Origin of the sequence: Xanthomonas prunicola (assembly GCF_025266575.1) — a bacterium.
GTDB classification, from domain to species: domain Bacteria; phylum Pseudomonadota; class Gammaproteobacteria; order Xanthomonadales; family Xanthomonadaceae; genus Xanthomonas; species Xanthomonas prunicola.
Genome location: NZ_CP096142.1, coordinates 1,753,923 through 1,773,300, shown reverse-complemented (window position 1 = coordinate 1,773,300; position 19,378 = coordinate 1,753,923). Strand labels below are relative to the sequence as shown.

Annotated in this window: 11 protein-coding genes, 1 other RNA gene and 1 pseudogene; 8 read left to right on the top strand and 5 right to left on the bottom strand. The window is 63.8% G+C overall.

Going from position 1 to position 19,378, the window contains the following annotated elements:
* Positions 1-39: 39 nt before the first annotated feature.
* From M0D43_RS07625 to M0D43_RS07595, 7 genes are all read left to right on the top strand, one after another.
* Positions 40-1,200: an acyltransferase family protein gene (locus tag M0D43_RS07625; RefSeq protein ID WP_252164161.1), complete on the top strand. Its 1,161-nt coding sequence runs from the start codon at positions 40-42 to the stop codon at positions 1,198-1,200.
* 258 nt (positions 1,201-1,458) lie between these two features.
* Complete coding sequence (locus tag M0D43_RS07620) at positions 1,459-2,181, top strand: GntR family transcriptional regulator (protein ID WP_252164982.1); 723 nt, start codon at positions 1,459-1,461, stop codon at positions 2,179-2,181.
* A 44-nt stretch (positions 2,182-2,225) separates the two neighbouring features.
* Positions 2,226-3,503 (top strand): sugar MFS transporter, encoded by a 1,278-nt coding sequence (locus tag M0D43_RS07615; protein WP_252164160.1) that lies wholly within the window; start codon positions 2,226-2,228, stop codon positions 3,501-3,503.
* 40 nt (positions 3,504-3,543) lie between these two features.
* Entirely contained in the window at positions 3,544-4,611 is a 1,068-nt protein-coding gene (locus M0D43_RS07610) for a LacI family DNA-binding transcriptional regulator (protein ID WP_252164159.1), read from the top strand.
* Between the two features lie 6 nt (positions 4,612-4,617).
* Complete coding sequence (locus M0D43_RS07605; protein WP_101362719.1) at positions 4,618-5,646, top strand: SIS domain-containing protein; 1,029 nt, start codon at positions 4,618-4,620, stop codon at positions 5,644-5,646.
* A 2-nt stretch (positions 5,647-5,648) separates the two neighbouring features.
* Positions 5,649-6,803: an N-acetylglucosamine-6-phosphate deacetylase gene (nagA, locus tag M0D43_RS07600; protein ID WP_252164158.1), complete on the top strand. Its 1,155-nt coding sequence runs from the start codon at positions 5,649-5,651 to the stop codon at positions 6,801-6,803.
* 61 nt (positions 6,804-6,864) lie between these two features.
* Positions 6,865-6,940: non-coding RNA, sX9 sRNA (locus M0D43_RS07595), on the top strand.
* A gap of 364 nt (positions 6,941-7,304) precedes the next feature.
* Here M0D43_RS07595 and pgaD read toward each other — a convergent pair.
* From pgaD to pgaA, 4 genes and pseudogenes are all read right to left on the bottom strand, one after another.
* Positions 7,305-7,907: pseudogene (gene pgaD, locus M0D43_RS07590) on the bottom strand (poly-beta-1,6-N-acetyl-D-glucosamine biosynthesis protein PgaD); the annotation flags it as partial.
* On the bottom strand, positions 7,904-9,157 hold the full coding sequence (gene pgaC, locus M0D43_RS07585) for a poly-beta-1,6-N-acetyl-D-glucosamine synthase (RefSeq protein WP_260808072.1): 1,254 nt from the start codon (positions 9,155-9,157) through the stop codon (positions 7,904-7,906). The pseudogene pgaD and the gene pgaC, both read right to left, overlap by 4 nt.
* Before the next feature lies 1 nt (position 9,158).
* Complete coding sequence (gene pgaB / locus M0D43_RS07580) at positions 9,159-11,057, bottom strand: poly-beta-1,6-N-acetyl-D-glucosamine N-deacetylase PgaB (RefSeq protein WP_252164156.1); 1,899 nt, start codon at positions 11,055-11,057, stop codon at positions 9,159-9,161.
* Position 11,058: 1 nt separating this feature from the next.
* On the bottom strand, positions 11,059-13,101 hold the full coding sequence (pgaA, locus tag M0D43_RS07575) for a poly-beta-1,6 N-acetyl-D-glucosamine export porin PgaA (RefSeq protein WP_252164155.1): 2,043 nt from the start codon (positions 13,099-13,101) through the stop codon (positions 11,059-11,061).
* A gap of 1,844 nt (positions 13,102-14,945) precedes the next feature.
* Here pgaA and M0D43_RS07570 point away from each other — a divergent pair.
* The gene (locus tag M0D43_RS07570; protein WP_252164981.1) at positions 14,946-17,510 is read left to right on the top strand and encodes a TonB-dependent receptor; all 2,565 of its coding nucleotides are present in this window, start codon (positions 14,946-14,948) and stop codon (positions 17,508-17,510) included.
* 254 nt (positions 17,511-17,764) lie between these two features.
* On the opposite strand, the gene M0D43_RS07565 is transcribed toward M0D43_RS07570, so the two are convergent.
* Entirely contained in the window at positions 17,765-19,039 is a 1,275-nt protein-coding gene (locus tag M0D43_RS07565; protein WP_252164153.1) for a multifunctional CCA addition/repair protein, read from the bottom strand.
* Positions 19,040-19,378 lie beyond the last annotated feature (339 nt).

Genomic DNA, 19,378 nt, shown 5'->3' with positions numbered 1-19,378 from the left:
ATGCTGCGTCCACCTCGACGACGTGGGCGAGGGAGTGCAATGAGCGCACCCACGCCCGCGGCTGCCACTGCAACCGCGCCACCAAAGCGCGAACGCTTCCTCTCGCTGGATGTGTTCCGCGGCCTGACCATCTTCCTGATGATTCTGGTCAACACCGCCGGGCCTGGCGCCCAGGCATACGCGCAGCTGACCCACGCGGCCTGGTTTGGCTTCACGTTGGCCGATCTGGTGTTTCCTTCGTTCCTGTTCGCCGTTGGTAGCGCGATGAGTTTTGCGCTAGCAACGAACACGCCACATCTGCAGTTCCTCGGACGCGTGAGCAAACGCGCTGCGCTGATCGTGCTGTGCGGTGTGCTGATGTACTGGTTTCCATTTTTCCACCTGCAGCCCGATGGGGGATGGGCGTTTACGGCGGTCGATCAACTTCGTCTGACCGGTGTATTGCAGCGGATCGGCCTGTGCTATCTGGCTGCGGCATTACTGGTGCGCTATCTGCCGCCACGCGGCATTGCGCCCGCCTGCGTAGCACTGCTGTTGGGCTATTGGGCAGTGTTGTATGTCTTCGGCCAACCCGGCGCGGAGTTGAGCAAGACCGGCAATGCGGGCACTCGCCTGGATCTGTGGCTATACGGGCGCGAGCATCTGTATCGCAAGGACGGTGGCTTTGATCCTGAGGGCCTGCTCGGCACGCTGTCGGCCACGGTCAACGTGCTGGCCGGTTATCTGTGTGGGCGCTTCCTGCAGCGATACGGCAAGACCATTGCCAGCACGCGCACTTTATTATTGGCTGGCGTGGGTCTGGTGCTGCTGGCGCTGCTTTGGGCGCCCGCCTGGCCATTGTCGAAGAAACTCTGGAGCGGGTCGTTTGTCGCCTGCACGGTCGGCCTGGATCTACTGGCGCTGGGCGTCCTGGTGTACCTGCTGGAGTTGCGCGGCTGGATCGGCGGCAGCGGCTTGTTCACCGTGCTGGGGCGCAACCCGTTGGCGATCTACCTGTTCTCCGAATTGTTCGTGGTGGTGTTGCGGCTGATCCCGGCCGGCAGCTCCGGCCTGGACCTGTATGCCTGGGCCGGGACCCGCGTGTTCCAGACCATTGCGCCGGGTCCATTTGGTTCGCTGCTGTGCGCACTGAGCTACACGCTGGTGTGCTGCGCCGTGGGGTGGTGGATGGATCGGCGGCGCTGGTATCTGCGGCTGTGACGGCACCGCCAACCCGGCGATGCGCCGGGTTGCAATGCGCTGACCCGCTCTGTCCACGCCTGCACGACGCCGACCAAGCCGATGCGGTTTACGCGTCGTGGCACCGCAGGGCACGCTGTCGCCCACGTTCGCGGTCATCCACGGCCTGGTGCGCGCGGGGCAAATTGGTACTATATTGGACCTAACAAATCTACGTCGGTCCGGAGGACGGGCATGGCCAAACCGAGAACCAACGCCAGGACGGACGACGACCCCAGGATGGATGCGCTGGCGCTGGAGGCTTCCGCGCCGACACCGCTGTATCTGCAATTGGCCGCCAAGCTCACCGACGCCATCCGTGGCGGTCAGTGGAAAGCCGGCGAGGCGCTGCCGGCCGAGCGCCAGCTGTGCGAGCGGCTGCAAATCTCGCGGGTCACCCTGCGCCAAGCGGTGGATGTGCTGGTCGAACAGGGCCTGGTCTCGCGCCGGCAGGGCGCCGGCACCTTCGTCACCACCCAGATCCAGCATCAGCTCAGCGGCTTGACCAGCTTCAGCGAAACGCTGCGCATCAAGGGCTATGAGCCCGGCACGCGCTGGCTGGAGCGGCGGCTACGCCCGGCACATGGCGAAGAGATCTTGCGGCTGGGCTTGTCGCCGGATGCGGCGGTGGCCTCGCTGACGCGTCTGCGCAGTGCCGACGACCGCGTGATGGCCTACGAACATGCGGTATTGCCGCAACGCATCGTCGCCGACCCGCAGCAGATCGGCGATTCGCTCTATAGCTATCTGGATGCGCAGGGCACGCCGGTGGTACGCGCGCTGCAATACTTCCGCGCCATCAATTTGCCGGCGCGGTTGGCCGAACACCTGCGCATGAAAACCGGCGAGGCGATTCTGCACGTAGTGCGCGTGGGCTATGCGCGCGACGGCAGCGCGATCGAATTGACCGATACCTATTGCCATAACGATTTCTACGATTTCGTCGCCGAACTGCGCCGCTGACGCCGACGGCATTCCTTACGACAACCTATAGAGCCAGCCGATCCATGACTACCGCCAGGCCTGCAAATCCCGTTGTCTCGATCGCCATCGTCGGCGCGCTGTTTTTCATCATCGGCTTTTTCACCTGGATCAACGGGCCGCTGATCACCTTCGTGCGGCTGGCGTTCGACCTCAACGAGGTCAATGCCTTCCTGGTGCTGATGGTGTTCTACCTGTCGTACTTCTTTCTGGCCTTGCCTTCGTCGTGGATTCTCAAGCGCACCGGCATGAAGAAAGGCCTGGCACTGAGTCTGGTGGTGATGGCTGTTGGCGCAGCAGGCTTCGGCCAGTTCGCGACGCAGCGCTGGTATCCGGGCGCGCTGGGCGGCCTGTTCGTGATCGGTAGCGGCCTGGCGTTGCTACAGACGGCGATCAACCCGTACATCAGCATTCTCGGGCCAATCGAAAGCGCCGCGCGCCGCATCGCCTTGATGGGCATCTGCAACAAGATCGCCGGCATCCTGGCGCCGATCCTGATCGGCTCGCTGGTGCTGCACGGCATTGGCGATCTGTCCGCGCAGGTGGCCAGTGCCGACGCGGCAACCAAGGAAACCCTGCTGACTGCGTTTGCTGCGCAAATCCACGCACCGTATCTGGTGATGTCCGGGGTGCTGTTGCTGCTGGCCATCGGCGTCCTGTTCTCGCCGCTGCCGGAGCTCAAGGCCTCCGAAGCCAATGCCACGCCGGGCACCAAGGCCGGCGTGCAGAAATCCAGCATCTTCCAGTTCCCGCATTTGTGGCTGGGCGTGCTGTGTCTGTTCGTCTATGTGGGCGTGGAAGTGATGGCTGGCGATGCCATCGGCACCTACGGCCACGGCTTCGATCTGCCGCTGGACAGCACCAAGATCTTCACCTCCTACACGTTGGGCGCGATGTTGCTGGGCTATATCGCCGGCCTGGTGCTGATTCCGCGTGTGATCTCGCAGGCGCGCTACCTGAGCGTGTCGGCCGTGCTGGGCGTGCTGTTCTCGCTCGGTGCCTTGCTCACACACGGCTATGTGTCGGTGGGCTTCGTCGCCGCGCTGGGCTTCGCCAACGCGATGATGTGGCCGGCGATCTTTCCGCTGGCCATTCGCGGCCTCGGTCGCTTTACCGAGATCGGGTCGGCGCTGCTGGTGATGGGCATTGCCGGCGGCGCGATCATTCCGCAGCTGTTCGCCATTCTCAAACAGCATTACGACTTCCAGGTGGTGTTCGCTGCGCTGATGGTGCCGTGCTATCTGTACATCCTGTTCTATTCGCTGCGCGGCCATCGCGTGGGCCTGCCGGCTCAGGCCAAGTGATCGCGGCGGCATGATGCGTTCCGACGGACAAGGTACATCCATGCGCAGGCCCACCATCAAAGATGTCGCCGAACGCGCCAAGGTCTCGTTGAAGACCGTGTCGCGGGTGATCAACAACGAGCCGTCGGTGATGCAAACCACGCGCGCGCGCGTGCTGCGCGCCATCGCCGATCTCGACTACGAACCCGATCCGTCCGCGCGCAATCTGCGCAGCGGCACGCCGTTCGTGATCGGTCTGGTCTACGACAACCCCAACCCGTACCACATCATCGGCATCCAGAACGGCGTGCTGGCCGCGTGCCGCGAAACCGGCTTCGGCCTGCAGATCCATCCCTGCGATTCCACCTCGCCGTTGCTGGCCGAAGAACTGGCCGAATGGGTGCAGCGCTCGCGTCTGGCAGGCGTGGTGTTGACCGCGCCGATGTCCGAACGCCCCGAACTGCTCGCCGGCCTGGCGGCACGCGGCATCAAGAGCGTGCGCATCATCGCCTCGACCGATGATCCGGGCGACGGCCCGTGCGTGTATATCGACGACCGCGATGCCGCCTATGAAATCACCGAGCATCTGATCCAGCTCGGCCATCAACGCATCGGCTTCCTGTGGGGCGGCCCGCAGCATCGCTCCAGCGGCGAGCGCTATGCCGGCTACGAGGCGGCGTTGAAGGACTATGGCATTGCGCTGGACAAGCACCTGGTGATTCCCGGCGACTACACCTTCGACGATGGCTTCCGTGGCGCGCGTCGGTTGCTGTCGCTGCGCGAGCCGCCCACCGCCATCTTCGGCAGCAACGACGAAATCGCCGCCGGCGTGCTGGCCGCGGCCAAGTCCACTGGCATGAACGTGCCGTATGAGTTGTCGATCGCCGGCTTCGAAGACAGCCCGTTTTCGCGGCAGTCGTGGCCGGCATTGACCACCGCCAAGCAGGCCACCGACGACATCGCGCGGCATGCTGCACGCCTGTTGATCAGCCAGCTGCGTAGCGATGCCTACGACGACCAACCCGCGCAATTGCAGAACCGTGGCTTCGTGCCGCAACTGGTGGTGCGCGGCTCTACCGCGCCGGCGCCTGCGTCCACCGGCAAACTCCTTCCCCCCGAATCCGCCTGAGCCACGATGAGCCTTCCCACCGAAACCGACACCTTGATGTTCCGCGAAGCGGCGCAGACCGCCGATGTGGTTGCTGCACAGTTCGCGCGTAACGCCAGCACCATCGCTGCGCTTGCGCAATCGTTGCGTGATAACCCGCCGCCGTTCGTGGTGACTTGCGCGCGCGGCAGCTCCGATCACGCCGCGACCTATGCCAAATACCTGTTCGAGACGCAACTCGGCATCGTCACCGCCTCCGCATCGCCATCGGTGGGCTCGGTGTACGCAGCGCCGCTGCAACTGCGTGGTGCGCTGTACATCGTGATTTCGCAATCGGGCAAAAGTCCCGATCTGCTGCGCAATGCCGAAGCCGCCAAGGCCGCCGGCGCGCGCGTGGTCGCCCTGGTCAATGTGGAAGATTCGCCGCTTGCGCAGCTGGCCGAAGTGGTGATTCCGCTGGGCGCCGGCCCGGAAAAAAGCGTGGCCGCCACCAAGAGCTATCTCGCCTCGCTGGCAGCAGTCCTGCAACTGGGCGCAGTGTGGAAGAACGACCCAACGTTGCTTGCCGCGCTCGATGCATTGCCGCAGCAGTTGCGCAGCGCTTGGCAGGCCGATTGGTCGGCACTCACCGCTGGCTTGGTGCCTGCACACAACCTGTTCGTGCTCGGCCGCGGCCTGGGCCTGGGCGCGGCGCAGGAAGCGGCATTGAAGTTCAAGGAAACCTGCGGCCTGCATGCCGAGGCCTATAGCTCGGCCGAGGTCAAACACGGGCCCATGGCCCTCGTGGGGCCGGGCTTCCCGGTGCTGGTGTTCGAGCAGCCTGACGAGACCGGTGCCGGCACCCGCGCACTGGCCGAAGAATTCCGCGCGCGGGGCGCGCAGGTGTGGCTGGCCGCGCCCGGCGGCGATTTGCCGCTGGCAGAGGCCGCGCATCCGGCGTGTGCGCCGCTGCTGACCGTGCAGAGCTTCTATCGTGCGATCAATGCACTGGCGCTGCAGCGCGGCAACAATCCCGATCTTCCGCCGCACTTGAACAAGGTCACGGAAACCGTTTGAACATGGATGCTTCCCGTACTCAGGCATTGTGCAATGCGCGCGTACTCACCGATGACGGCCTGCAGGATGGCCTGGTCGTGCTGCTGGACGGTGCGCAGATCCAGGCGATCGTGCCGGCCGACGACGTACGCGTCGCGCAGACCGCAACGCGCGTGGATCTGGGCGGCGCGACCTTGCTGCCTGGCTTCATCGACATCCAGGTCAATGGCGGCGGCGGGGTGCTGTTCAACAATGCGCGCGACCCGCAGGCGCTGGCCACGATTGCCGCGGCGCATCGCCGCTTCGGCACGACGGGCATGCTGCCGACGCTGATCAGCGACACCGCGCAGGTGATGGCCGAAGCGATCGAGGCCACCCGCGCAGCCATCGCGCAAGGCGTCCCCGGCGTGCTCGGCATCCATCTGGAAGGCCCGTACCTCAGTCCTGCACGCAAGGGCACGCATGACGAACACAAGTTTCGGTTGCCTGACGCGCACGAGATTGCCATCGACACGTCGCTGGACAACGGCGTCACCTTGATCACGCTCGCACCCGAGCGCGTGCCGCTGGATGATATTCGTGCCTTCGTTGCCGGCGGCGCGATCGTGTTCGCAGGTCACACCGCGGCGACCTACGAGCAGGCACGCGACGGCATCGCTGCCGGGGTGAGCGGATTTACGCACGTGTACAACGCGATGTCGCAGCTGGCCGGGCGCGAGCCCAACGCTGTCGGCGCCGCGTTGGAAAACTCGCAGGTGTGGTGTGGCGTCATCGTCGATGGCGTGCACGTGCATCCGGCCAGCCTGCGTGTGGCGCTGGCGGCCAAACCGCGCGGCAAGGTGCTGTTGGTCACCGACGCCATGCCGATGGTCGGCGCCGACAGCCCCAGCTTCGATCTGTATGGCCAAAGCATCACTGCTGTCGATGGGGTGGTGCGCAATGCGGACGGTGCGCTCGCAGGGTCGGCATTGGACATGGCCACCGCAGTCCGCAACAGCGTGCAATGGCTGGGCGTGGATCTGGCCGAAGCCGCACGCATGGCCTCGACCTACCCCGCGCAATGCATCGGCCTTGGCGAACGTCTCGGCCGCATCGCGCCAGGCTACCAGGCCGACCTAGTGCTGGTGGATGCCGACGTGCAGGTGCTGGGCACCTGGATCGCTGGGCAGCGCGACTAAGAGCAGCTAGCAAAACTACTGCGCAGCCCCCAGGCGGGCGCGGCCGGTGCTCGGAATCGGCATGTACCACTCGTACACTCCGGTTCCTGCGCGCCGTCCGCGCCCACCTGACGGCTGCTCGCTACGTTTTGTTAGCCGCTCTAAATCCGAAGGACGGACAGCTGCGCGCGCTGGCAGGCGACGCAGCCGTCGCGTACGAGCTCGGCTGTCGCTCGCTCTGGTCAGTGCACCCAACACGTGGTCATAGGGCATGGACGTGCTCGGCGACGTGCTTGCTGGCGATCATGATGGTGCCGGATCAGGGAGCGGCGCGCGCGCATATCCGCCGCTATGGTTCGGACTGCACTGAGCTCGGTGCTGCCGCCGATACCGCCAATGCTGAGGGGGGCGCTGGCGGCGCGCGGCGGTGGTGCATGCCTGCTCGTGCTGCTCCGATGCCGGAGCGCTCGGCCTGGACAACGGAGATCGGCATCCCGACTCCGCCCTTTGCACGTTACGTCCGCTGGGTCTGGACTTCCTTGCTGCGGCGCGTTGCGGGCTGCGGCGCGATGGACTGGTGCGCCACTGAGACGGCACGACCGATCCGCTGCCGGTGCGGGGGTCGTGATGCGGTGGCGGGAGCGCCTGCATGGTCATGCCAACCGGTCGTGCATGTTCGTCCATATGCAGGGTCACCGCCTTGGCTGTGGCCAGTTGCTCGGCCAGCGCCTGGCTCGCGCCAAGGCAACGGGCGATCTCACTGCGCTCCACATTCGTCAACGCCGTACGGCGCTCCTCACCGCTGAAGCGGAGGCGGTTGTATTCGGCCCATCCGATCAGCAACGCGGGACAGCAGATCAGCAGGCCCGGTAGCGCCACGACCATGAACGGGTCCAGGTATCGATCCTGTCCGTGCGCTTGCGCCCAGGTCAGTCGTCCGTTCAACAGTTCCCAGAGCGTGGACGCCAGCGGTGCCCACAGCGAGAGATAGATGCCCCAGCCGGCCAGGGTCAGAATGCTCCAGGCGACACGTTGCAGAAGCGACTGCTGATGCGGTTTCCGTATCAAGTGCGAATTGAAGCGCTCCGTTTCAGGCTTGGTCGCGTCCGTGTGGGGGGCTTTCATCGGATTCCCCGGTCTGGGCTGACCCAGATTGCGCGCTTGCCGCGGCGCTTGAGCAGGGTCTTGGGCAAGGCGACCACAGTCGTGCACAGGCTGAGCAACCAGTATGCGATTGGGTACCAGATCACCCAGAAATAGTTGCGGCCAATTCGTTTTTCGTAGCGACGGTCGATGATCAGACTGCTGGCGAACTGCAACAGGCAGACCAGCACCATGGCCGCCCCGTGCCACTGCGGCAGTAGTCCGTGGATGCTTACCGCTGTCGGCAGCGCAAAGAACTGGCGTGGCGCCCACAGGACCGCGATCAACACGATGCTGTAAGCCCACAGGACGCTCAGAATGTATTCCAGCAGCACGCCCCACATGCGTCGTTTGCGCCAACTGAACAGGGAGCGGCCATGGCGCAGCAGCACCTCCACGCCTCCCTGGGCCCAGCGCAGGCGCTGCCGCCACAAGCCCTCGAGGGTTTCCGGCATCAGGATGAAGCACAGCGCATTGGGCTCGTAACGGATGTCCCAGTGATCCAGCTGCAAGCGCCAGCTGATGTCGATGTCCTCGGTCATCATGTCGTCGGCCCAGTAGCCGATGCGGTGCAGCGCGGTGCGACGGAATCCCGCGATCACGCCCGACACGGTGAAAATGCGGCCGTAGACGCGTTGCGCGCGCTTGATCATGCCGATGATCGAGGAGAACTCGGCCACCTGCAGCCGGCCTAGCAGGGTCGAGCGATTGCGGATGCGGGGATTGCCGGTCACCGCGCCCACTCGTGGACCGCTGGACAGGTGCCAGACCATCCAGTGCATGGCGAATTCTTCCAGCATCGCATCGCCATCGATGCAGATCAGGTACTCCGAGCGCGCTGCCAGCGCACCCATGCGCAGCGCGTTGGCCTTGCCCAGGTTGCGGTTCAGGTGGATCACGCGCAGACGCGGATGCCGTGCCGCCAGTATGTCCAGGCGCGGGCCGGTATCGTCGCGGCTGCCATCGTTGATGGCGATCACCTCGAAGTCCGGGTAGCGCTGGGCCAGTGCGCTGCCGATGGTGTCGTCCAGATTGTCCGATTCGTTGTGGCAGGGAATCAGCAGGCTGGCGGAAGGGTACTGGCCCATTGGTGGTGGGTCGTTGCGTGGCCGCGACTTCCGTTCGCGTCGGAAGAAGTAGTACAGGCCGCCGGAGATCCAGAAGAACGCCATCATGATCGGATAGAAGAAGGCGAACTGGAACAGGCCGTACAGCCATGCGGACGTGTCCATGTCACTTGTCCGGGTAAGGGAAGTTGCGTGCGGACATCGCCGCGCGTGCGTCCTCCGTCGACGGCCTGTTGCCGATGAAGTCATCCGGATACCACGCAAAATGGCGCACGCCCTGTGACTGCAGGCGGTGGATCTGCGCGATCAGGCGCTCGCCGCTGATCGGCGTCTTGGTGTGCCAGTCCACCGTCTGCAGTTCGAACAGGGTGTGTCTCATTTCCGGGTCTTGCGCGCGGACGGCCGCCACCAGAGTGTCCAGCCAGCGTTCCGGGTCGTGGCTGCCTTCCATCCACGGCATGGCCATCAGGGCGGTACGGTCATAGGCCCGGTTGAACAGATCCAGGCGTTGGGCGAACCAGGCCGCGCTCTGCGGTTGCAGGACCGGTTGTGCGTAAAGATTGCGCACCGTGCCCAGCTTCGGCCGCCAGCGTTGCGCGCTGTCGCGCAGTTCCATGGTGAAGTCGATCAGCGCCTGGGTGCGGAGACCGTCGTGGCCTTCCCGCGGTAACTGCGGTAATTCGGTGTCGCGCAGGTAGCCATCGTCATGGAACAAAATGCCCTCCATGTACGAGTTGATGGCCAGGTCTTCGTAGATGTCCTTGATGATCTGCCGCGCCTGCGGGTTGGTGAAATCCAGGCGGTACATGCCGTCGCGTTCGGTACTGTGGATGCGCAGTGCCTCGCGTTGCTTCGGGTCGGGCAGTTCATAGCCGAGCACCGGCAGCCAGGCGTAGACCTTCACTCCGGCACGGGTCTTCAACTGCCAGGCGACGCGATTGAACAGATCCTCGCGCATCGGCATGTGCCGATTGGGGAAGTACAGCGCACTGGCGGTGTTGTTACCGTCCGGATCGGCGAAGGCCTGCAGATAGACGTGGGTCGGGCCGATGCGTTTGACCCTGTCGATCAGCGTGTCCAGGTTGCGGGCCTGCTGCGCCGGATCGCTGTCGTAGAGCGAATCGAGATCGATCTGCAGCGCGCGGGTTCCATCCAGTGCAGGGTTGCGACGTAGTTCGAACGCCAGTCCTGTCACGGTCGGATTGTTGGTCACCAGCAGGCGCGCCAGGCCATGCAGGTCGTGAGTGACCGGCGTGCTACGGCCTTCCAGATCGAAGGAGACCGGCATGCCGAGTTGCTCGGCGATGTCGTTGCTCATCTGGTTGTAGGCCGCATATGGCCACACGATCGCCCGTGGGCGCACGCCCAGCTCATGCTCGATGCGTTGCACGCTGCGGCCGAGGTCCTGGCGCAGGCGCTCGGCGTATTGCCCGACGTCCTCGTAACGTTGTGTCGTGGGGTCGTAGATCCGGGTATTCACCGCGGGGGCCTGGTTACCGTACGGATTGGACTGCACGCCGTGATGCAGGTTGTCGGTATGGCTGGCCACTTCGATCAGGCCGCTGGCCCGCATCTCGCGCAATTGGTCCCAGGTGAGGAAATCGTCGTGGCCGAACGGGCGGTAGCCATAGTCGATGGTGCGATCAGGCGCCATGTCCACGTAGTCGGTGATCACCGCCACCAGCGCCGGATAGTGATAGGCGCGCAGTAGCGGATAGACGCGGGTGTACATGCTGCGCAGTCCGTCGTCGAAGGTGAGCAGCACCGCCCGCGGCGGCAGTTTGGCTTTGCCCTGCGAGGCCTTGATCAGTTGCGAGAGCGAAATGGGGTGGTAGTCGTGCGCCGACAGCCAGTCCAGGTGCGCGGCGAAGTTCTGGGTGCTGACTGCATAGGCATCGGCATCGGCCTTCTCGCGCACATCGTCGCGGATGTCGTGGTAGCTCAGGACCAGCAGGCCATTGTCGACGGCATCCGGGTCGACCGGCGACTTGGCCTGCACGGGCAGGATCGACATCAGCAGACCCAACACAAGTACGCGCATCAGATTGCGAAGCGTTATTTCCATCTCACTCTCCCCAGTGCATTGCGGCATCGACGCCGAGATGACGTTCGCGCCGGCCGTCATAGACCGGACGTGACCAACTCGCACCGTATTCAAATGTCCGGCCCTGGCCGAGCTGCCATTCGTGGCGATAGGCCACGCTGGGAATCAGCGAGCTGCCGTACCGCTGCTGCCAGTAGTCTCCCACCGAGACGGTCAGGCGCTGGCGGAAGCCGCGTTCGTAGTGGCGCCATAGCTGCTGGTTGATGCGCAGACCGAGCTCCATCGAGCGGTCATGCGAAGGGTTGAAATAGGGCGCATCATCGCGACTGCCGCGGCTGGCGTAGACGCTGCCCACGCCATCGATGAGCAGGCGTGGCTGGCTCAGTAGCCGCTGCTCGATGGCGCTGCTGATGGTGTCGCGGCGGTTGCCGTCGTCGTAGCGGAACTGACTGCCGCCCAGCCGCCAGTGCATGCGTTCGTCCCGGGTGTAGTCCAGGGCCAGCGCCACACTGTCGGCGGTGATGCCCGAAATGCGCGCCTGCATGGAGGCTTCGGCATCGTTGCGTGCGGCGGCCATGCGGGCATGCCACTGGTCGTTGAACTGCCAGCCCACACTGGCGCGCAGGCCGGCCTCTCCGATGTTGTCGCTGGGATGCGCCATGGCGGCTTCGGCATCAATGTGACCGAAGCGATAGCGCACGCCGCCACTGAGCCACAAGGGATCGATGTAGCGGTTCTGGAAGGTGACAGAGCGCCGGTCGGCGGAGGCGAACAGACGCCAGCGGTCGTCCAGGATCGGCGAGTCCGCTTCCATGCTGTAGTGCTGGTCGTTATTGCCCAGTGGCGAGTTCCCGCCGCCGCTCGAACTGTGGCTGCCTTCGGCGGCGGCCTGTAGTTGCCAGCCACCGTGGGCGCGCCAGTCGCGGTCCATGTGCAGCACGGAAGGCTGGTTGGGATAGCGGGCGAGCAGGCTGTCGTGCAGGGGGCGGGCCAGGTCGTCGCGCTGCAATTGGATATAGGATTCGTACATGCCGATCCGTGGCGATACATCGCGCGGGTCCAGCGTGTAGGCCATCTGATGCCGTTCCAGCGCCCGACGTGGCCAACCACGCATCTGATACACACTGCCCAGTGCGGTCTGCAGGCCGCCGTTGCCGGGGCCGACCGCCAGCAGGCCTTCCAGCGCCCGCTGCGCGGTGGGCAGGTCGCCGCTGTAGGCGTGGATCATGGCCATGTTCAGGTCGGCTTCGTAACGGGCCCAGTTGGCATAGCGGCTCTTGCCGCCGCCCCAGCGCCACGCTGGCTCGTCCTTCTTCCAGGATTGCAGGTAGTCGATTGCTTGTTCCGCCTGTTCGGTCTCCAAGTATGCGTAGACAAGCTGCGAGCGTGACTGGGAGCGCCCCGGGTCGTTCTTCAGGACGGTTTTCAGCAGTGGGATCGCTTCGGCCGGGTGCCGGGTCGCCATCGTCGAATCGCTCACCGCCGGCAGCACATAGTCGGGGAGGGAATGGCCTTCCCGTTGCAGGGCGTTGGCTTCGTCGCGCACCTGGGAATGCCTGCCCAGACGGTTGAGTAGGATCAGGCGATCCATGCGGATGCGCAGTGGTACCTGTGCCGGCGGGCGGGCCTCGCGCTGCACGTACTGCTCCATCTGCGCCAGCGCGTCTTCGGCCTCGGTCAGACGGGTGTCTTCGCTTTCGCCATAGGCCAGACTCCAGTTCACCAGCTTGGCCAGGTAGTTCGACTCCAGGTGCGCTTTCTGGTCCTGGTCAAACAGGTCCGGGCGCGCCTTGCACAACTGCCAGGCGAGCCAGGCATTGCCGATGTCGCTCAGCGTCAGCGTCTGCAGCTTGTACAGCAGGGCGTCGTCGGATTGTTCCGATTGGGCTCGCTCGACCGCGGCGAGTGCGTCGATCCAGCGAGCCTGATCGCGGTAACGGCTGATCTCGGCAAGCCGGTCGGCACGCGACGCGCCCAGGCTTGAGGTGGCTGCGTGTCCCCTGGGCGTCACCGTGGCGCATGTCAGGCATACGCAGACAGCGAGCGGGAATTTTCTGACAGTCATGAAGATTCCAAGCGCCGCTATCTTGCGAATTGAAGGATCGGAAAAAAAGCAAAATATGTGCCAGTTGCGACATTCCGATGTTTATCGCGCTTTTCGCCCGGTATCGCATCGAATACGGCGGTTTTGCGCCATATTTTTGTCGTTCATGGCCTTCGATTCGAGCTGGCGATGACCGTGGTGGGGCCTTGCGACCGTTTTCTGTCGCGGGTGGTGATTTAGGGGCGACGCATGCCGGGCATGAGGCGCGTCAGGTTCTGACCTCCTGTGTCATTCGTTGGTGCCGGTTCTGCGGAGAGGCAGGCAACGCAGCATCATTTCGCGGATCGTGCGCAAGGGGGGCGAGCGTAGCGATGAGCGCACCAGGTCCGGCTTGCAAGTATGGGCAAGCTGTGCGTTCGCTTCGTCTGCATGCAGATACCTGGCCGGATATCGTTCTGGAAGTGAACGACCGCGCCGTCAATGTGTGCACGAATACATTTTTACAGATGTAAATTCCACAAAGTTAAAGAAGGTCCGGCAATTATTGCTGCAACGGTCTGATTCTCGGCGACGCTGAGGCTTGCTGATGGCGTCATCGCCGGAAGCACGCACTGGGTGATTGGTATGGCGATGGCGACGACATGGCCGGTTCGCTTGGCAAGGTGTCCGGTGACCGCGCAAGACTGGGCTGCAATGCAGACAGTCGTCATCCATTGGCGAGGTTCCAGGCGTCGTTGCTGGTCGGTCGACACGATCCGCGCAGCCGCCCGCTCGCGGTGATCGCAGCGACAACCATAGGCACAAGACTCCGGTACATCATCACGATCGGCATCTTGTGCGACCAGGTGCAGTAGGAAAACGCTGAATACTGAAAATTTCGGCGGCTATCAGCCCCTGGTACGGGCGCGCGCAACGATGCTCACCCGCAGCTTCGACGATGCCCCGGCCAACGCTGCGGGCCACGGATGCAAGAGATGCAGCTGACGTGCATCGACCAGGCAGACGTGCCACGAGCAAGGCCGACAAGCCGACATCGACATTATCCCCGCACTCTCCCTGCACGTCCGCCGGTTGCCGCCATCGGAGCACCGCGCAGGCAGTGGGCCTGCTGACCCGGTCGCCTGGCTCCCTTCTTGTTGAGGATCCCGGCCGAGCGCACGCCACGTTCGACATCCTTGCTGGCGGTGCGGCAACCGCACCGCCAGGTCGGCGCTGGGTCCAGGCGGCGCTGGGCAACCTGGAACGTGGCAGTAGCATGGTTCTATCGTGCCATCGCGCAAGAATCACGCTAGTGGTCCGTCGTGGCCAACGCAAGTAATGCTTCTTGTCTGAACTCGCCCGCTGGAAGCGTCAGGTTGACAGTGCCCATGGTGGAGGGCATCTTCACTGATAACGTTATCAGTGATCAGGAGTGTCTTCCGTTCCATCAATCCACCGCCGGCCGATCTGCATCGACTGGTGTTTCGATCCTTGCGCGGCAAAGGCGGCGCGGATCGCTTGCTGCGGTCCGGCACAGGGGACGGATCGTGGCATGGCGCGTGCATCGCGCGTCCTAGTGCAACTTGAGGGTTGCGACCTGACGTATCAGCCACGAGGTCAACACAATGCTGTTTCCCCGTTTGTTTCCGTTGTCTGTTGAATCAATCCGCACAGCCACTGCGCAGCCGATGCAGGCGCATGATCGTCCCTGCGCAACGTCGCAGGTCGCAAGTAGATGGCGTTTTCCGAGCGCCGTTGCAGCCAACGCCCTGCAGGCGCGTGGCGTTGTTTCGGGCAATGCGGTCCATAGGCAGTCGCCACTACGCGCGCCATTGAGCGCGGCGCTCCGCGGCTTGCTGATCGGTGGCGTAGGGGTTGGTGGCGCGATGGCGCTGCCGGCGTCTGCACAGCAACCGCCCGTACCAGCGCCCTCACAACAGCAATCCGCACCCGCATCTGTGCAGGAACAGGCGCCGGCCAGTCCCTCGGTATCCACGCTGGACGAAATCAAGGTGGTGGGCTATCAGGCCAGCCTGGGCAAGGCGCTCAACGTCAAGCGCAATGCCGATGCGATCGTCGATGCGATCAGCGCCGAAGACATCGGCAAATTCCCCGACACCAACGTCGCCGAGTCGCTGTCGCGGCTCTCGGGCATCACCGTCGACCGCCAGTTCGGCGAAGGCGAGAAGGTCAGTATTCTCGGCACCGACCCGGCGCTCAACCGCGTGCTGCTCAATGGCCAGACCATTGCCTCCACCAGTTGGGGCGGCGACCCCAACGACCCGGACAGCCGCTCGTTCAACTACAGCACGCTGGCGCCGGAAGTGGTGGGGCTGATGGAGGTCTACAAGACGCCGGAAGCGCGCATCGACGAAGGGTCCATCGGCGGCACGGTGATCGTGCATACGCGCAAACCGCTGGATCTGGAGCGCAATGCGCTGACTGGCACGGTGAGCTACGGCTATAACGACCGGTCTGAAGAAGGCAAGCCCAACGCATCGGCGCTGTATAGCTGGAAGAACCAGGACGAAACCTTGGGCCTGCTCACCTCGGTGATGCATTCCCAGCGGGTGCTGCGCCGCGATGGCGTGGAAATCTTTGGCTACGACAATGTCGCAGGCGCAGCGTTTCCGCCTGCAGTGGTGGGCAACAACACCGGTGTGTTTCCCACCTCGATCAACACCGCGTTGTTTCAGCAGACGCGCAAGCGCGATGGCGTCAGCGCAGCGCTGCAATGGAAACCCGATAGCGATTTCGAGCTCAACCTGACCGGTCTGTACGTCAAGGAGAGTTTCGACAATTACAACCAGAGCCGTTACGGCTATTGGGGCTCCAATCCCGGCGACGCACAGGCATTGGGCTTCGAAAACGGCGTGGCCACTTCGGGCACCTTCGGCGACCAGTCCAACACCTATCTGGACGGCTACCTGCGCAACAGCGATGTCACCACCGGCAGCATCCATTTGCGTGCCGACTGGCATGGCGATGGCTGGAATGCGTCGAGCCAGGTGGGCTACACCAGCTCGCAAGGCGGTGCCGAGCGCATCTACGGCATCCAGTTCCGCAATCTTGCCGGGTACAGCTACAACATCGACGGGCGTCGTACCGCGATGGACTACAGCACCGACCCCACCAATGCGGCAGCGATGCAACTCAACAATGCCTCGGCCAGCCACAGCCCGCAGTACGACAAAGAGCGCTATCTGCAGCTGGATTTCGATCATGCGGTGGAGTGGGGGCCCTTTACGCAGATCCTCACCGGCATCAAGCTCACCAATCATGCCACCGGGCAGTCGTCCTACAGCCGCACCTGGGCCCCGAACGATGGCAGTACGCTGGCGGCATTCTCGCCGGGCACCACGCCGTCCGGCTATCTGGATGGGCTATCGACCAGCGCCGACATGCAACGTTGGTCGACCATCAACAGCGGTGCGATCAGTCGGTATATCAACGGATTGGAAGGCGATGACGGGTTGCCCATCAGCTATGCCGCCAACTACAGCATCGAAGAGCAAAACCGTGCGTGGTTCCTGCAGGGCAACTTCTCCGGCGAGCGTTATCGCGGCAACATCGGTGTGCGCTATGTGCATTCGCGCGATTCCACCGATGGTTACAGCTATGCGCCGGGCGGCGGCTACACGCCGGTCAATTACCTTAGCAGCTACGGCAAATGGCTGCCTTCGTTCAACATTGCCTACGACCTGCGCGACGACCTGATGCTGCGCTTTGCTGCTTCCAAGGTGATCGCGCGGCCGCGCTACACCAACATGACCCCATATGTGGCAACCGACGACACTACGCTGACCGCGTCGACGGGTAACCCGGGTCTGAGCCCGTACGAGTCGACCAACCTCGGCGCATCGCTGGAGTGGTATTTCTCCGACAGCAGCTTGCTCAGTGGTGAATTCTTCTCGCGCGACATTTCCAACTACATCCTGACCACCGTGCAGGATCGCGTCTTCTTCAACAACGCTACTGGCGGGGCGAGCACGTATCAGACATCGGTGCCCACCAATGCCGGCGATGCCAAGGTGCGCGGTGTGGCGCTCAATCTGCAGCACAATTTCGGCAATGGCTTCGGCGTGGTGGCCAACTACACCTATTCCGATTCCAGCACCGATGGCGACTACAGCCTGCCGTACAACTCGCGCAATGCGTACAACATCAGCCCGTACTACGAGCAGGGCAAGTGGAGTGCGCGCGTCAATCTGGGCTGGCGCTCGGAATACTTCACCCAGATCGGTCGGCTCAATGGCCAGCAGATGACCGATGCCTTCACCCAGGTCGATGCTTCGTTCGGCTATCAGGCCACCGAGCGGCTACGCGTGGCGCTGGAAGCCACCAACCTGCTGGACGAAACCTACTTCAGCTACATCGGCAACAAGAACCAGCCGTACTACATCTACAAGAACGGCCGCTCCTTCATGCTGAGCCTGAATTTCAAGATGTGAGGGATGCCGAGCGGCTGCGCGATGCAGCCGCTCGTTGCCAAGTAGGGGGGGCGGACGAGAACGCCTGGAGTCGGCACCTTCGGGTGTCCGTCACGGTTGGGTCGTCCAAGCTTGGCAGCACGGCACGACGCCGCGTGGGCGCTTGCTTGATCGAGAGGGCGGTCGAGAAGGTGTGCAACCGCAATGCCGTACACCAGCGGCGCACACCTGTCCCTGAGGTGCATCGATAACGCGCTACCCGCTAAAGATGCCGATCAGGAACGTGCAGAAGCATCGTCGCTGCTGCTGGCATCGTTGTGCTTGTTGCGGTGACGTGCGTCGGCAATCGCCGCGATGCGCGCCTTGGTCAATGCCTCGCCGATTTGCGGGCCTTGCAGACCGTCGGCTGCCAGGTCGCGTGCGTTGATCGCCAGGGCGGCGGCATGTAGCCGCTTCAGTTCTTCGCCTTGTGGATAGGCGGCCTCTTCGCTGCCCAGCCTGCCGCGCTTGTCGGCCTCGCACACCAATGCCAGTTGCGCAATGCGCTCCGGTCGACGGAATGCATCGCAGCGCACCAGTAGCTCGTGCACCGTGCGGTTGCGCAGTTCCGCCAGGCGGTGAATGTTGAGGTGCTCGCGACAGGCGGTGACGGCAAGTTGCCGATAGTCCTGCGGTACCTTGAGCCGCTCGCACAGCGCCTGCAATGGCGCGACGCCGCGTTGTTCGTGCATGACGTGGCGCGGCCATTGCTCTGGTGGCGTGAGTGCCTTGCCCAGGTCGTGGGTCAACGCGGCAAAGCCGATCAGCGCATCGCCCGGTGCCAGCCGCGCGGCCATATCGCTGACCATTTCCTGGTGAATGCCGGTATCCACTTCCGGATGGAATTCGACGCGCTGCGGCACGCCGTACAACGCATCGATTTCCGGCAGGATGACGCGCAGTGCATCGGTGTCGTGCAGCGTGCGCAGAAACGCCGAGGGGTGTGCGCAGGTCAATGCGCGCCGCAGCTCCTGCCAGACACGCTCTGGCACCAGACTATCCAATTCGCCACTGGCAGCCATTTCCCGCATGAGCGCCGCAGTTTCCGGCGCGATGGTGAAGCCCAGCGGCGCAAGCCGTGCCATGAAGCGCGCTGCACGCAACACGCGCACAGGATCTTCGACAAACGCCGGACCAACATGCCGCAGCACGCGCGCGTGCAGATCGCGCGCACCGTTGTACGGGTCGAACAACTCCCCTGTGTCCTCATCGCGCGCGATCGCGTTGATGGTGAAATCGCGGCGCAGCAGATCCTCTTCCAGTGTCACCGACGGATCGGCATCCACCACAAACCCGCGATACCCGCGGCCGGACTTGCGTTCGGTACGCGCCAGCGCGTATTCCTCGCCGCTGCGCGGGTGCAGAAACACCGGAAAATCCTTGCCGACCGGTTTGAAGCCCTGCGCTTGCATCTGCGCCTGGTCGGCACCGACCACCACCCAGTCGCGGTCGCCAGCCGGCTGACCAAGCAATGCATCGCGGACTGCGCCGCCAACAAGATAGATCTTCATCAGCACATGATGCCCGATGCAGTGCGCTGGTCGCAGTAATCCTCAGCTACAGCTGTCGGGTGTTTGACCGGGCTTTGGGATGGCCAAGCCATGGCAGTGGAGCATCTTGCTCGTGTCGCGGTGGTTGGGGGTGTAGAAGGATCGGTTGTACGGCAGCAGGTCTGCGTGTCGGCTGCACGGCCGTTGCCCGCCCAGCATCGCGGGACACGCCGCAAGGACGTCCTTGTAGGCTCCGGAGCGGCATCCCTGCCGTCAAGGGTCCCGCGACGGTACGCGGGCAAGCACCGGCTGAGTTGGTCGGTGCGCAGTTTTCAGCAAAGCAGCAAGCAAACCCGCGAC

Bases quoted from the DNA above. Each gene is read 5' to 3' on its own strand.
- pgaB (WP_252164156.1), bottom strand. From the start codon at position 11,057: ATGGAAATAACGCTTCGCAATCTGATGCGCGTACTTGTGTTGGGTCTG.
- nagA (WP_252164158.1), top strand. From the start codon at position 5,649: ATGGATGCTTCCCGTACTCAGGCATTGTGCAATGCGCGCGTACTCACC.
- M0D43_RS07610 (WP_252164159.1), top strand. From the start codon at position 3,544: ATGCGCAGGCCCACCATCAAAGATGTCGCCGAACGCGCCAAGGTCTCG.
- M0D43_RS07565 (WP_252164153.1), bottom strand. From the start codon at position 19,039: ATGAAGATCTATCTTGTTGGCGGCGCAGTCCGCGATGCATTGCTTGGT.
- M0D43_RS07625 (WP_252164161.1), top strand. From the start codon at position 40: ATGAGCGCACCCACGCCCGCGGCTGCCACTGCAACCGCGCCACCAAAG.
- pgaC (WP_260808072.1), bottom strand. From the start codon at position 9,157: ATGGACACGTCCGCATGGCTGTACGGCCTGTTCCAGTTCGCCTTCTTC.
- M0D43_RS07570 (WP_252164981.1), top strand. From the start codon at position 14,946: ATGGCGCTGCCGGCGTCTGCACAGCAACCGCCCGTACCAGCGCCCTCA.
- M0D43_RS07605 (WP_101362719.1), top strand. From the start codon at position 4,618: ATGAGCCTTCCCACCGAAACCGACACCTTGATGTTCCGCGAAGCGGCG.
- M0D43_RS07620 (WP_252164982.1), top strand. From the start codon at position 1,459: ATGGATGCGCTGGCGCTGGAGGCTTCCGCGCCGACACCGCTGTATCTG.
- M0D43_RS07615 (WP_252164160.1), top strand. From the start codon at position 2,226: ATGACTACCGCCAGGCCTGCAAATCCCGTTGTCTCGATCGCCATCGTC.
- pgaA (WP_252164155.1), bottom strand. From the start codon at position 13,101: ATGACTGTCAGAAAATTCCCGCTCGCTGTCTGCGTATGCCTGACATGC.